The 14,277-nt window shown below is 41.8% G+C and carries 11 protein-coding genes; 1 reads left to right on the top strand and 10 read right to left on the bottom strand.

Annotated features, from left to right (window positions below):
* Positions 1-4: 4 nt before the first annotated feature.
* The 7 genes from K3T81_RS01990 to speE all read right to left on the bottom strand — a co-directional run bounded on the left by K3T81_RS01990 (position 5) and on the right by speE (position 9,181).
* Complete coding sequence (locus K3T81_RS01990; protein WP_238017912.1) at positions 5-865, bottom strand: 3-hydroxybutyryl-CoA dehydrogenase; 861 nt, start codon at positions 863-865, stop codon at positions 5-7.
* A 136-nt stretch (positions 866-1,001) separates the two neighbouring features.
* Complete coding sequence (locus K3T81_RS01985; RefSeq protein ID WP_238017910.1) at positions 1,002-2,189, bottom strand: acetyl-CoA C-acetyltransferase; 1,188 nt, start codon at positions 2,187-2,189, stop codon at positions 1,002-1,004.
* A gap of 167 nt (positions 2,190-2,356) precedes the next feature.
* Positions 2,357-4,465 carry a (Fe-S)-binding protein gene (locus K3T81_RS01980; protein WP_238017908.1) on the bottom strand — a complete coding sequence of 703 codons (2,109 nt, stop codon included), beginning with the start codon at positions 4,463-4,465 and terminating at the stop codon, positions 2,357-2,359.
* A 437-nt stretch (positions 4,466-4,902) separates the two neighbouring features.
* Positions 4,903-6,573, bottom strand: coding sequence for an arginine--tRNA ligase (gene argS, locus K3T81_RS01975; protein WP_238017906.1), 1,671 nt, complete (start codon positions 6,571-6,573; stop codon positions 4,903-4,905).
* Positions 6,570-7,010, bottom strand: a complete 441-nt coding sequence (locus K3T81_RS01970; protein ID WP_106898056.1) for a YwiB family protein — start codon at positions 7,008-7,010, stop codon at positions 6,570-6,572. The genes argS and K3T81_RS01970 overlap by 4 nt, the downstream gene beginning before the upstream one ends.
* 458 nt (positions 7,011-7,468) lie before the next feature.
* Positions 7,469-8,341 carry an agmatinase gene (gene speB / locus K3T81_RS01965; protein ID WP_238017904.1) on the bottom strand — a complete coding sequence of 291 codons (873 nt, stop codon included), beginning with the start codon at positions 8,339-8,341 and terminating at the stop codon, positions 7,469-7,471.
* A gap of 12 nt (positions 8,342-8,353) precedes the next feature.
* Positions 8,354-9,181 carry a polyamine aminopropyltransferase gene (speE, locus tag K3T81_RS01960; RefSeq protein ID WP_238017902.1) on the bottom strand — a complete coding sequence of 276 codons (828 nt, stop codon included), beginning with the start codon at positions 9,179-9,181 and terminating at the stop codon, positions 8,354-8,356.
* Between the two features lie 140 nt (positions 9,182-9,321).
* Here speE and K3T81_RS01955 point away from each other — a divergent pair, with 140 nt between their 5' ends.
* Positions 9,322-11,349, top strand: coding sequence for a transglycosylase domain-containing protein (locus K3T81_RS01955; RefSeq protein WP_238017900.1), 2,028 nt, complete (start codon positions 9,322-9,324; stop codon positions 11,347-11,349).
* 448 nt (positions 11,350-11,797) lie between these two features.
* Here the strand turns inward: K3T81_RS01955 and K3T81_RS01950 are convergent, their stop codons facing one another.
* From K3T81_RS01950 to K3T81_RS01940, 3 genes are all read right to left on the bottom strand, one after another.
* A complete protein-coding gene (locus K3T81_RS01950; protein WP_238017898.1) occupies positions 11,798-12,319 on the bottom strand; it encodes a YwhD family protein in 522 nt (173 codons plus the stop codon).
* 63 nt (positions 12,320-12,382) lie between these two features.
* Complete coding sequence (locus K3T81_RS01945) at positions 12,383-12,886, bottom strand: YwgA family protein (RefSeq protein ID WP_238017897.1); 504 nt, start codon at positions 12,884-12,886, stop codon at positions 12,383-12,385.
* Positions 12,867-14,195 (bottom strand): HD domain-containing protein, encoded by a 1,329-nt coding sequence (locus tag K3T81_RS01940; RefSeq protein WP_238017895.1) that lies wholly within the window; start codon positions 14,193-14,195, stop codon positions 12,867-12,869. The genes K3T81_RS01945 and K3T81_RS01940 overlap by 20 nt, the downstream gene beginning before the upstream one ends.
* Positions 14,196-14,277: the final 82 nt, after the last annotated feature.

Here is a 14,277-nt window from a genome sequence, read left to right as displayed (position 1 = left end):
CTGTCTATCCTGTTGTTTTTTCATATTGGTAAAAGCCACGGCCAGTCTTTTTACCAAGCCAGCCTGCCTGGACATACTGCTTTAACAAGGGACATGGTCTATATTTACTATCAGCAAACCCTTCATGCAACACTTCCATAATGTAAAGACATGTGTCTAACCCAATAAAGTCTGCAAGCGTTAACGGGCCCATTGGATGATTCATCCCAAGCTTCATCGACGTGTCGACATCCTCTACTGTTGCCACTCCTTCGTATACGGTGAAGATAGCCTCATTAATCATTGGCATTAAAATTCGGTTAGAGACAAATCCGGGATAATCTTCTACTGACACCGGTACTTTTCCAAGTACTTTAGCAAGCTCTTCAATTTCTTTAAAGGTTTCCTCACTTGTTTGCAAGCCACGGATTATTTCTACTAACTTCATAACTGGAACCGGATTCATAAAATGCATGCCTATCACTTGGTCTGGTCTCTTTGTTGTTGCTGCGATTTCTGTAATGGCGAGCGACGAGGTGTTCGTAGCAAGGATAGCATGCTTTGGCGTGATCCCATCTAACTCTTGGAAGACTGCTTTTTTAACCTCCATCTTTTCCACAACTGCTTCAATAACAAGATCGCAGTCCGCCGCGTCCTGTAATGACGTAGAGGGGGTTAACCGTTGCTGTGTAGCGATTTTCTCCCCTTCCGTCATCCGTCCCTTTTCCACTGCTCTGCCAAGCAGTTTTCCAATGGACTGGAGTCCTTTTTGCACAGCTTCTTCCTTTTGATCATGCAAGAAAACTTCTAATCCTGCTTGGGCACAAACTTGTGCAATTCCAGCACCCATTTGACCTGCTCCTACTACAAGTACTTTTTTGATCATGCCATCCCTCCTCATTTTATGTAACGAAAATTAGGAAAACTCATGTTAGGAACCATGATACCCCGGCTTCCTTTTCCACCTGGGGTATTATGGTTTTTCAAGACACAGCCTAGAATACAGTGCTCTTCGCTTTTGTTTATTGTTTTGGTACTTCAATGAGTACTGCGTCGCCTTGGCCACCACCACTGCAGATTGCTGCAATGCCTAGCCCTCCACCACGACGTTTTAGCTCATGGATTAATGTTAGGATAATTCTAGCTCCACTCGCGCCAATTGGGTGCCCTAGCGCAACAGCTCCGCCATTTACATTCACTTTTCCCGGGTCAATTCCAGCTATTTTACCACTTGCCAATGATACTGCAGCGAATGCCTCATTAATTTCAAATAAATCGATGTCGTCCTTAGAGTGGCCCGTTTTTTCTAAAATCTTGTTAATAACAAGACCAGGCGTTTCTGGGAAATCTTCTGCCTCAACTGCTACTTCTGCATGACCGAGCACATAGGCCATTGGTGCTTTGCCCATTTCCGTTGCTTTCTCTTCAGACATAACAACAAATGCACATGCACCATCATTTACTCCAGGTGCATTTCCCGCCGTAATTGTGCCGTTTGGATCGAAGGCTGGACGTAAACCAGCAAGTTTTTCTTGCGTTGTATCTCTTCTAGGCGCTTCATCTGTGTCCACAATTAACGGATCACGTTTGCGCTGTGGTACTTCCACCGCAATAATTTCGTCGGTAAATTTACCATTGTCGATCGCTTCTACAGCAAGCTGATGACTACGATAAGACCACTCATCCTGTGCTTCTCGGCTTAAATCATGTTTACCTGCTGTGGAATTGCCGTAATTCCCCATATGTACCCCTTCAAAAGAGCACGTCAGACCATCATGGATCATCATGTCTTTTACTTGTTTATCACCCATTCGATTTCCCCAACGGGCATCTGGAAGAAAGTATGGCGCATTACTCATGCTCTCCATCCCACCTGCCACAATGATCTCTTCATCTCCTAGTCGGATTAATTGATCAGCAAGTGTCACACTACGAAGACCAGAGGCACACACCTTATTAATCGTCTCGGTTTTTACATTCCATGGTATCCCAGCTTCTCTTGCAGCCTGTCGTGACGGGATCTGTCCTTGCCCACCTTGAAGCACGGTTCCCATGATAACTTCGTTAATCTCGGAACCTTCCATTCCAGCTCGTTCTAAAGCAGCTTTTATTGCCTTACCACCCAGCTGGGATGCGGTAAATCCTTTAAGTGCTCCACCAAACTTACCAAATGGCGTTCTCGCTCCAGATACAATTACAGATTTTCTCATTATCACTACCACCTTTTCTTCTATTTAAAAACGGCTTATTAAACTATCACTCCATACCAAGTAGCCGCATGGAAATTGATTGAACGCTCGCTCAGATTACGTGCATAAAAGAAGAAGGAAGTCTCCCTTCTCCCTCTCTGTCATTTTACCATAGTTATGTTTTCGAATTACGCTGTTTTGCTTTCTGTTTCCGTAAACACAGACAATGCCAGGATCTCTGCAACATCCATTGTGCTTATATCCTCTTCAACATTTTTCGCTTTCGTTCCGTCACTAAGCATCGTCAAACAATAAGGACACGCGCTTGAGATCATTGTCGGTTGCACGGCAATAGCTTGTTCGGTTCTTGCCACATTAATCCGATTTCCAGTCGTTTCCTCTGTCCACATCAAGCCACCACCTGCACCACAACACATACCATTCTCTTTACTACGTGTCATCTCTACTAACTCAAGACCTGGTATGGATTTCAAAATTTCTCTAGGTGGATCATACACTCCGTTATATCTTCCTAGATAGCAGGAATCATGATAGGTGAGTCTTTGCTTTATTTCCCGCTTAGGGGCTAGCTTTCCTTCCATTACCAAATCATAAAGCATTTGTGTATGATGATAGACTTCTGCTTCAAACCCAAAATCGGGGTATTCGTTTTTAAAGATATTGTATGCATGCGGGTCAATCGTTACGATTTTGGTTACACCATTTTTCTCAAATTCTTTTATATTTTTCTCGGTAATTTCCTGGAATAAAAATTCATTTCCAATTCGTCTTGCCGTATCTCCAGAATTTGCTTCCTTGTTCCCAAGTATTGCAAATCGGATGCCTGCCTGGTTCATAAGCTTGGCAAAGGAGATTGCAATTTTCTGGCTGCGGCTATCATAAGCCCCCATCGAGCTAACCCAGAATAGATAGTCAAATTCTTTCTCTTCTTTTTTCAGTTCTTTTACTGTTGGAATATAAGCTGTCTCATCAAGATCCCGCCATTTCACACGGTCTTTTTTCGACAGTCCCCACGGGTTTCCTTGACGTTCAATATTCATTACAGCACGCTGTACATCTTGATCCATCTTTCCTTCTGTCATCACAAGATAGCGCCGCAAATCAATGATCGTACCAACGTGTTCATTATTTACTGGACAAGCATCCTCACAGTTTCGGCATGTCGTACAACCAGAAAGCTCTTCCGCTGTAATGACATCGCCAATTAAACTAGCATGTTGCACTGTGGCTGCTGCTTCTTCATTTGAAGTAGCTTGATTTCCTTGTGTACCTGCAAACGCGTAAGCTGGAACCCAAGGTGATTTCCCTGTGATTGAAGCACCTTTTTCTGTTAGGTGGTTCCTTAGTTTCACCATGATATCCATCGGAGAAAGCATTTTGCCTGTTCCAGATGCAGGACAGACATCGGTACAGCGACCACATTCTACACATGCATAAAAATCTATCATCTGATGTTGTTCAAAATCCTCTATCTTTCCAACACCAAAGGATATCTCCTCTTCGCTTTCCTCGGCATCCTCATCAATATCAAAATCAAGTTTCTTCAGTTTACCCGGGACCCGCTTACTTAGAAATACATTAATCGGGGCAGCTATTAAATGAGCATGCTTGGATTGCGGAACGTAAACAAGGAAGGACAGTAATGTAATGGTATGAACCCACCATGCAATTAAGAATACAACCATTGCAGCAGTTGGTGATATCCAACTAAATGCTCCTGCTATTAAACTAGCAATTGGCTCTGTCCATGTCATTTCATGACCGTGCCAGATTTGCGCCATTCCGTTTCCAACAAGCACGGAAACCATCAAACTACCAATAAAAATAAGAACTAGCCCTGCTTTAAATCCGCGCTTCAAACGGACAAGCTTTTCCATATAACGACGATAAAAAGCCCAACCAACCGCAACAAGAATCATCAACGTTACAAGCTCTTGAAAAAATACAAAGCCTGGATAAAAGATTCCAAACGGCAAATGGTTGCCCGGTGAAATTCCTCTTACAATAAAATCAATGGCACCGAACTGAACAAGAATAAATCCATAGAACATCATGACATGAATGGTACCAGACTTCTTATCTTTCAAAAGCTTTGATTGGCCAAATACAATTTTCCCTATCCTGCGAAACCGCTCTTTATACTGTCGGTCAAACTCTGATTTTTTCCCAAGTCGAATGTACGCTACCCTAGTCGCTACAACTCTAGCGAATAAATACAGGCCATATAGTGTGATGGCTGCAAAGGCTAATCCGTTTATTAGCAAAAATGTCTCCATTATCCGCTCCCCCTCTGTCATTTCTTGGCATGTCTCCTATCCCCAAAAGATGTTAGCGATTTCATTTTTGTGAATAGTAAAAAACAAATAACTTCTACCTCTACTTTAAACGATGAATGATCATTCAGTCAACTTAAATTCTGTAAAATATTCGTTCTAAGGGACAAGATACATCTGCTTCTAATTAAAGCCACAATCTTGAGTTTTTGTTTAACCATATTTGTTGCTTGCGCAGTGGACTTATACGAAGTTGGCCGATGTTAGACCTCTCTCGGGCGATATTCAGGTATTCTTGGCCGATGTTTAATCTTTCCCGGGCGATGTTCCCGCATTTCCGGCCGATGTTCAGCCTTTCTCGGACTATGCTCCCGTGCTCTTTATTGCTAAGCAAAAAGCCGAGCTGATCAGCCCGGCTTTTACCATATAAGTTATCTTTTTTACATTTTCTCTGGTGCGGTAACAGCAATTAACTTTAATGCGTTTTGTAATACGGTTCTTACTGCTTTCATTAAGGCAATACGGGCATGTGTCAGCTCTTTATTGGATTCGTCCAAAACCTTTTCAGCGTTATAAAAGCTGTGTAACAATGTCGCAAGGTCATACACATACTGTGTGACTTTATGAGGTGTTTGCTTTTCTGCGGCATCTGCAACAGTTTGCGGAAATTCACCAAGTTTTTTCAGTAGGTCTACTTCTTTCTCTGCTGTTAGCAGACTTGCATCATAGCCCGCCTCCACCTCGTATCCCTTGCTTTCCGCCTGCTTCAGCATTGTACATATCCGTGCATGGGCGTATTGTACGTAGAATACTGGGTTGTCATTGGATTGTGAACGTGCTAAATCCATGTCAAAATCAAGCTGTGAATCATTTGAACGGGTTACAAAATAGTAACGAACGGCATCGACGCCCACTTCTTCCATTAATTCTCGAAGTGCTACTGCTTTACCTGTCCGTTTACTCATACGTAGTTTCTCGCCATTTTCAAACAGGTTCACCATTTGTATGATTTTCACATCAAATTTTTCCACTGGATAGCCTAACGCCTGAATGGCTGCGCGCATTCTTGGGATATAACCATGGTGATCAGCACCCCATACATTAATAATTTTATTAAAACCACGATCCAGCTTATTTTTATGGTAAGCAATGTCTGGAGTTAGATAGGTGTAGCTACCATCCTGTTTCTTAAGAACACGGTCTTTATCATCACCGAAATCTGTAGTGCGGAACCAGGTCGCACCATCTTTCTCATACACATAGTTGCCATTTTTCAATACATCAAGTGCATCCGTGATTTTATCATCCTGATACAAAGAACGCTCAGAGAACCAGTTATCAAAATGCACACGGAATTCTGCTAAGTCTTCTTCAATTTTACCTAGTTCATACTTTAATCCATATTCCTTAAAGAAGGCTAGACGCTCAGACTGTTCTTTCTCAGCCCAGCTTTCACCATGCTCCTCTGCCAGCTTTTCGCCAATCTTCACGATGTCTTCACCGTGATAGCCATCTTCAGGCATCGCAACGTCTTTTCCAAGTGCCTGGAGATAACGCGCATCGACGGACAACGCCAAGTTATCAATCTGGTTTCCTGCATCGTTAATATAATATTCACGTTCCACTTGGTAGCCAGCAGCATTTAGGACATTACAAAGTACGTCCCCAAAAGCTGCGCCACGAGCATGCCCTAAATGTAGATCGCCTGTAGGATTAACCGAAACAAATTCTACTTGAACCTTTTCACCTTGACCAGCATTAGTTCTTCCGTATGATGCTTGGTCTTTAAGAATAGTTGGAATGATTTCACCGAGAAAATCATTTTTCATGAAAAAGTTAATGAATCCAGGACCAGCAATTTCCACTTTTTCGATGGAAGCTTTTGTATTGTCTAAGTTAGCCGTAATGTCTTCCGCTATTTGTCTAGGAGCCTTTTTGGCAATTCTAGCCAGCTGCATCGCGATATTTGTTGCGAAATCACCATGTGCTTTGTCTTTTGGTTTTTCGAGAACAATCGAAGGGAGCTCCTCTTCTGTCGCTAGGTCAGCCTGTATGACAGCTGTTGCTATTGCTTGTTTTAATATTTCTTCCGTTTGGGCCAACACGTTCATTTGGCACCCTCCTCTATAATTGTAAGTTTGATCTCATGGCTGCGTTCATCCTGGCCATTTAATTTAACTGTGTAATCTATTTTTAAACGCCCTTCAGAATGGTCTGTTGGTGCATTATAGCTGATTGTTTGGGTAGATGTTTCCATATGCATGCTACCATAAGGGTGCTTCAGCACATTTTCGGTAATGTAACCTTGCTGAAATTGCTGATTCATACTAACATCACCAGTTCGTTTAATACTCACTTTATCTGGCTGTATGGTAATCAGATTTTTTGTTGAAGAACCATTCTCATCCTGCTCTTCATAGCGCAACACATCCAGCTTGCCTTTTTGAAAAAATTCGGCCGTATGCTTCATCTGGCTTTTTTCCACATTTCCATTGTCTTCAATGGAGGTAGAAAGCTCAATCATGACTTTTCGTCCTTGTTGTGTCATCAAATCTCCTCAATCGTAAAAAATCATATAATGACCTATTATATCGTTAATCAGGGGGGAAATGCCAGAACTACCTTTAAAATTCCTGAATTTGCATCCTATTGAAGTTAGCTGGCCGGTGATTAGACAACTCATGTGATTGATTGTACCTGTCGCGTGATCGATTGGACTGCTCCTATGATTGATTAAACCTGTTGCGTGATGATTGAACTGCTCCTATGATTGATTAAACCTGTCACGTGATCGATTGAACTGCTCCTATGGTTGATTAAACCTCTCTCGTAATCGATTGGACTGCTCATCTGATTGATTAAACCTGTCACATGATCGATTGGACTGCTCCTATGGTTGATTAAACCTCTCTCGTAATCGATTGGACTGCGCATGTGGTTGATGGACCAGAGGTTTTAACAATATTGAAATTTAAAAACCTCCACCCGTAGGTAGAGGCTTGAATTTTATTTCACCCATCCGAGCAGCATTTCACGAACGAATTTACTTGCTGCAATAGCTGTCTTTTCTGAATGGTCATAGGCTGGTGCAACTTCTACGAGGTCTGCACCAATAACCTTCACTTCAGACTCGGCAATTAGTTGAATTGCTTTTAGCAATTCTTTGGATGTGATCCCACCAGCTTCAGCTGTACCGGTACCTGGAGCAAAAGCAGGGTCCAATACATCAATATCGATGGTGACGTATACCTTTCGTCCTGCAAGCTGTGGTAATACTTTTTCTAATGGATCCGCTACATCATACTTTGTCATATGCATGCCGCTTTCCTTAGCAAACTGGAATTCTTCACGCATCCCGGAACGAATCCCAAATGAATAGACGTTCTCTGCACCAAGCAAGCCACAGATCTTCCGTACAGGGGTCGAATGGGAAAGTGCTTCCCCTTCGTATTCTTCGCGGAGATCGGCATGCGCATCAATATGAACTACTGCCATATCTGGATATACCTCGTGCATCGCCTGAATGACCGGCCAGGTAACTAAATGTTCTCCCCCAAGACCAAGCGGGAATTTCCCATCTGCACTAAGCTTTGTCACATACTTACGAATCTCGTCCAAGCTACGCTGGGGATTGCCAAATGGTAGTGGAATATCTCCTGCATCAAAATAGGAAACTTCCTCTAAATGCTTGTCCATATATGGGCTGTATTCTTCCAGTCCAATAGAGGCCTCTCGAATACGTCCAGGGCCAAATCGTGAACCAGGGCGAAAGCTCACTGTCCAGTCCATTGGCATGCCATAAATGACAGCCTGTGCTTTTTCGTAATCATTTCCTGACATAATAAACACTTTTCCTGAGTACGCCTCATCGAATCGCATGGAGTCCCTCCTCTATTTCAATAAATCTGACACAAACCTCGGCAACGCAAAGGAAGCCGTATGCAGTTCTGGTGTGTAGTATTTCGTTTCGATTTCATGGAAACGTTCTGGCTTCACTTTTAGCGGATCGTGTATTTTGCTTCCCATTGTAAATGTCCACAGCCCACTTGGGTACGTAGGAATATTAGCAGTATATAGCTTTGTAACAGGGAAGATCTTTTTCACATCATGGTATACCTGATGAATGAGGTCTGCTTTGAACCACGGGTTGTCCGTCTGCGCAACGAAAATGCCATCATCTTTTAAAGCATCCTTTATTCCGCTGTAAAACCCTTCTGTAAAGAGGCTAACCGCTGGGCCTACAGGCTCTGTGGAATCCACCATAATGACATCAAATTCACGCTTGCTATTTGCAATGTATAAAAAGCCATCATCGACTTTCACTTCTACTCGCGGATCATCCAATGTTCCTGCAATGGAAGGCAGAAACTTTTTAGAGTACTCGATTACCTGCCCATCAATTTCAACAAGGACCGCCTTTTCGACAGAGGGGTGTTTAAGTACTTCGCGAATAACCCCACCATCTCCTCCGCCCACAACTAGGACATGCTTCGGATTAGGATGGGTAAATAATGGTACGTGGGCAACCATTTCATGGTAAACAAATTCGTCCCTTTCTGTTGTCATGACCATATCGTCTAGTACAAGCATATTGCCCCATTCTTCTGTTTCTATCATTTGAAGCTCCTGGAAGTCTGTTTTCACAGTAGCTAGTGTTTGTTTTATTTTTGCTGTAATGCCAAAATTGGCTGTTTGATTTTCAGTAAACCACATGCTCATTTTCTTCACTCCTTCATCTATCAAGACAATAAAATTATAGAGAATTTCTACAAAAAGACAAGCTTTTTCTCACATTTTGTTTAGATCTTTTTATCTTTTCCCATACTGATAGAAATGCACACATACTGGAGATACGAATCATGGGAAAAGGAAAGTATAACTTGGGGTCAAAACTCCTATTAAAATTAATCGTGTGGCTAGTGGCAGTTTTCCTACTTGGAGCGGGTGCCATCTACCTTACTAGTTTCCTGCTTGGCCCACCAGATTTGCAAATGGATCAGAATACCATTCTTTATAGTACTAATGAAGAAGTGATTGGAGAAGAACGTGGACCGGAATACCGGCAATGGGTTGAGCTGAGCGAAATGTCAGAGGAAATTATAGCAGCCACACTACTTACCGAGGATCAGAACTTTTATAATCACCATGGTTTTGATTTGAAACGTATCATGGGAGCAATTGTAAAGGATATTAAAACATGGTCCCTCAAAGAAGGTGCCAGCACTTTAACCCAGCAATATGCAAGGAATCTTTATTTAACCCATGAAAAAAGCCTCACCCGAAAGATCAAGGAAGCATTTTATACAGTGCGCCTTGAAATGTTTTACTCCAAAGAAGACATTCTGGAGGGCTATTTAAATTCTATTTACTACGGTCACGGAGCATATGGAATCGAAGCCGCTAGTAACTATTTTTTTAATAAACCAGCCACAGATTTAACGGTTGCTGAAGCAGCAATGCTAGCAGGCATCCCAAAGGGACCAACCTATTACTCCCCTCTAAACGATGAAGAAAGGGCGCGAAATCGTCAAAAACAAATATTGACCAACTTACTTGATAAAGGGATTATCGACCAAAAATCTTTTGATTCGGCATTGCGACAGGAATTAATCTATGCTAAAAACAGTCCCAACAGCCAGGAAAAAACCGCCCCCCATTTCCAAGATACAGTTATCAAGGAAGCCGCTGAGCTACTAGGCAGGAAACAGAAAGAAGTCCGGGCAGGCGGTTATTCTATCTATACAACACTTAACACCAAACAGCAAAAGCTACTTGAACAACAAGTAGAGAAGACAGTTCAGCCTGAAACAGAACTGGAGATAGGCGCTTTAGCGGTCGATCCTAGCACGGGTGGGATTACTGCCATGCTTGGTGGCAGAGACTATAATCAGAGTCCCTTTAACCGGACAACATCGGCAAAGCGAATGCCTGGTTCTTCTTTTAAGCCTTTTCTATATTATGCTGCACTTGAAAATGGCTATACGCCCAATACCATGTTGATGAGCAAGCCAACTAGCTTCGAGCTAGCAGATGGCAACGTGTACCAACCAAGTAATTTTAATGGCTATTATGCAAATGAACCCATTACACTAGCACAAGCTATCGCTTTGTCTGATAACGTTTATGCGGTAAAAACAAATATGTATCTTGGCCCAGAGAGGCTTGTAGATGCTGCAAAAGAATTTGGCATAACAAGTAAGCTCCCTGCCGTTCCTTCCCTAGCACTTGGGACTGCAACTGTAAATGTAAAAGAAATGGTCACTGCCTATGGCATGCTAGCAAACGGGGGCCATGAACTTCAAGGCCATACAATCGAAAAAATTGTCGACCGAGAAGGTAAAACCGTTTATAAACATAAAACGAAAAAAGGGAAGCAGAAGCTCGACCAAAAGACAGCCTTTCTCCTTACACAACTTATGACTGGTATGTTTGATAGGGAACTGGATGGCTATATGTCTGTGACAGGTTCGTCGGTTTCAGACCAACTCTCCAGAATCTATGCCGGAAAGTCCGGTACAACCAATTCCGACAGTTGGATGATTGGTTATAGTCCATCACTTGTGACAGGGGTTTGGGCTGGCTATGATGATAATCGACCAATGGAGAAGGTTGCAGAATCTGCTTATACCAAGCAAATCTGGGCAGGATTCATGGAAGCAGCACATGAAGAACTTCCAGTGGAAAATTTCACTGCACCAAGCGGTGTTGTAGGAATTCCTATTGATCCTGTAACAGGACTGCGAGCAACACCATATTGCGAATCAAGCCGTGTTATGTACTTTGAAAAAGGAACAGAACCAGAGGGATATTGCACGGAACATTACCAAAAAGAGGATAAAGATGAGGAAAAAAGCATGGTGGAACAATTATTTAATTTATTTCGGTAAAAGAGTTTACGAAAAGACCATAAGCTAGTCTCCTTGCCTTTGTATCTAACTTCCGAGCTAAAACTTATGCCATTCCGTTCCCTAGAGATTGGTAGACCTAAAAAAAGACAAAAAGAAGCTGATTCCTCCCATCCGATTGGAATCAGCTTCTTTTTGTCCTAGTAATACATGAGTTAGCCCATGTATACATATTTTACAAATTCCAGTACAAAAGCGCAAGCGTCTGTAGATGGAACATCGACTAAGTCCGACATGCTCTTGAGTCAATGCTCGCATACTCGAATCCCCCAAACCCAGGTACATTTATTCTAGAATCGTTTAAACATTGTCACAAAATCGACACTTTTATCCCGGAACAATCGTCCGTAAGACTCCCCCGATTCGTTCAACTAACAATCAGTGGAGGAAGAACGAAAATCCCCTCTGATTGAAGTTTCACTTTATGTCTTTAAACCGAAAGCACTTCTTTTAATTCATCAGTAGAATTAGCCCACATTTCAGGATCAAATTCAACTAGGAAATCCTTTAGAAGCTTTTTAGATTCTTCATCCATATGCTCTAAAATAATTTTACCTTTTAAGGACTTATCCATATGAGTAACGTGCTCTGGCATAGATTTGTATGCTCGCTTAATTGGACGGTCCACCCTAATTTCACTACCTGCGACACCAGCATAATAGGTTCCGTTTTCGTTACGCTCTACATTTACCCAAACAATCCAGTAAAGTAATCCATTCGGGACTTCTTCCTTGTTCGGCAAGAATTTAACACGACGTTCAATATCACTTCGTCCATGCATTGCCCCCATGTCGACATAAGCTTTCTTCTCGTTAGGGTCCACAATAACAGGTGACATATTTTCCAAACTGATCGTGCCGGCGCCATAACCACCATGTCCGTCTGTTGAATCGTCCTTTATAATAGTAAAAGCATTTGGTTTCTTCTTGTTTGAAGAGTTATCAGAACTCATTTCTGGAATCCTCCTTTTTCACTCTTGAATCCCATTTTAGCACAGCTAAAGCGTTGTTTCATCTTAACTGTTTTCATCACTTATAGAGGCAATAAACGTAATGGCCTCTTCTATCTCATCATCGGTATATTTTTGCTTCGGCTTCACAGTATGCACTTTCTGGATGTTTTCTTCAAGTGGTAAATCATCAAAATAAAGCATTGTCGCCACAAGTTCTAAGAAGCGAGAACTTTTACCTTTTAGCATCGCTATTTTATTCCCCAAACCAGGCATATCCATAGCAAATTGATCTAAGAAAGACTGGCCGTCATCTGTTATAGAGTAACGATATTGATAATAATTGCTCTTATCTTCCTTTTCCTCTTGGATGAAATGCAGATTACAAAGCTCTTCCACACGTAATGTTAATTCCTCTGAATAAGGTCCGTAGAAATGGAACTGGAATTTCTCCTCAAACGGCAGCTTGCACTTCTGCAGAATATATATCATTTTCTGAAGCTTTTTACGGCCTGTTACCTCGTTTGCTACAGAAAAAAACTGCATTAATTTAGCGTGATTCGTTAGCATCTATTAACTCCCCTTGCCCGTATAAAATTTCCTTTATCCGTGTTTTCTTTTCCTCGTCAGGCAGACTTTCAAGTAAATCCTTCGGGAAATATAATTTATGATCGGTTCTTTTTTTACCTGAAATGGATTCCACAATGTCTGAGTGGCGTGAAAGTTCCTTTAAATCACCATTTGGCATAAGTAAATGGATAGGCAGTCGTTCTTCCTCTTCTCCTGGACGATAGAAATCATATGGTAAATCAGATGAAGAATCGACAACAAGATAGTATTCTGGATCAATTCCTGCATCAGAAAATAGCCTATAGAGCTCCATCCATTCCGCCATTTGTAGATTTGGATTGAACTCAACATACTTAAATAATCTTCTGTTCATAAACCGCTCACAAAGGTCACGTAAAATCTCGTCATCTTCTTCCTGCCAAAGCTGGAAATAATACGATACGATACCCTCATCAAGCTTTAGGTACTCATCTAATTTCACGTCACCTGTGAAAAAGGAAATAAAGTGAGTCGGCTTCAGTTTGAAGTCAAATTCCTTTGTTTCATACAGATATTTAGCACGATGAAGAATTTTTGTAAGGATAACCTCTGCACTTCTTGTCACAGGGTGGAAGTACACCTGCCAATACATTTGGTATCTACTCATAATGTAATCTTCTACTGCATGCATCCCCGTCGCTTTTATGACAACCTGATCCTCTATTGGTCGCATGACCCTTAAAATCCGTTCCATATCAAAGTGGCCGTAGCTTACGCCCGTAAAATAGGCATCTCGTTGCAAGTAATCCATTCTGTCTGCATCGATCTGACTTGAAATCAGGCTAACGACAAGCTTATTTTGATACGTCTTGGCAATGACATCCGCCACTTTTTGAGCGAAGCCTTCCTCAACCTGTTCCAGAATCTCGTGAACCTTTGTTTCTCCCAAAATGATTTTTTGCGTATATTCCTCGTGATCAAGCTTAAACACTTTTTCAAAGGAATGGGAAAAAGGCCCGTGTCCTAAGTCATGAAGTAAGGCTGCGCAAAGACATAGCAATCGCTCGTCATTATTCCAATGCTCTCTCCCTTGGAAGTTATAAATAATTCTTCGTACAATCTCATAAACACCAAGAGAATGGTTGAAGCGACTATGTTCTGCGCCATGAAAGGTATAATTTGTTGTGCCGAGCTGCTTGATTCTGCGCAGTCTTTGAAACTCTGGAGCTGCAATCAAGTCCCAAATCACCCGATCCTTCACATGGACATATCTATGTACAGGGTCTTTAAAAACTTTTTCTTCTATCAATTGCTCGTCTTTATATGCCATTTATTTTACAACCCGTTTCTGTTCGTTCTTATAATAGTATTATTATATAATAGATAAGCATGATAAAAAAGAGATGTTTCTA

Origin of the sequence: Oceanobacillus jordanicus, from assembly GCF_022095695.1 — a bacterium.
Taxonomy (GTDB): domain Bacteria; phylum Bacillota; class Bacilli; order Bacillales; family Amphibacillaceae; genus Oceanobacillus_B; species Oceanobacillus_B jordanicus.
The sequence above is the reverse complement of the archived record's forward strand: the minus strand, read 5'-3'. Positions and strand labels throughout refer to the sequence as shown.

What these genes read in the sequence shown, in the direction of transcription:
- K3T81_RS01945 (WP_238017897.1), bottom strand. Translation starts at nt 12,886, where the DNA reads ATGCTAACGAATCACGCTAAATTAATGCAGTTTTTTTCTGTAGCAAAC.
- K3T81_RS01955 (WP_238017900.1), top strand. Translation starts at nt 9,322, where the DNA reads ATGGGAAAAGGAAAGTATAACTTGGGGTCAAAACTCCTATTAAAATTA.
- K3T81_RS01940 (WP_238017895.1), bottom strand. Translation starts at nt 14,195, where the DNA reads ATGGCATATAAAGACGAGCAATTGATAGAAGAAAAAGTTTTTAAAGAC.
- K3T81_RS01970 (WP_106898056.1), bottom strand. Translation starts at nt 7,010, where the DNA reads ATGACACAACAAGGACGAAAAGTCATGATTGAGCTTTCTACCTCCATT.
- K3T81_RS01985 (WP_238017910.1), bottom strand. Translation starts at nt 2,189, where the DNA reads ATGAGAAAATCTGTAATTGTATCTGGAGCGAGAACGCCATTTGGTAAG.
- K3T81_RS01990 (WP_238017912.1), bottom strand. Translation starts at nt 865, where the DNA reads ATGATCAAAAAAGTACTTGTAGTAGGAGCAGGTCAAATGGGTGCTGGA.
- argS (WP_238017906.1), bottom strand. Translation starts at nt 6,573, where the DNA reads ATGAACGTGTTGGCCCAAACGGAAGAAATATTAAAACAAGCAATAGCA.
- K3T81_RS01950 (WP_238017898.1), bottom strand. Translation starts at nt 12,319, where the DNA reads ATGAGTTCTGATAACTCTTCAAACAAGAAGAAACCAAATGCTTTTACT.
- speB (WP_238017904.1), bottom strand. Translation starts at nt 8,341, where the DNA reads ATGCGATTCGATGAGGCGTACTCAGGAAAAGTGTTTATTATGTCAGGA.
- speE (WP_238017902.1), bottom strand. Translation starts at nt 9,181, where the DNA reads ATGAGCATGTGGTTTACTGAAAATCAAACAGCCAATTTTGGCATTACA.
- K3T81_RS01980 (WP_238017908.1), bottom strand. Translation starts at nt 4,465, where the DNA reads ATGGAGACATTTTTGCTAATAAACGGATTAGCCTTTGCAGCCATCACA.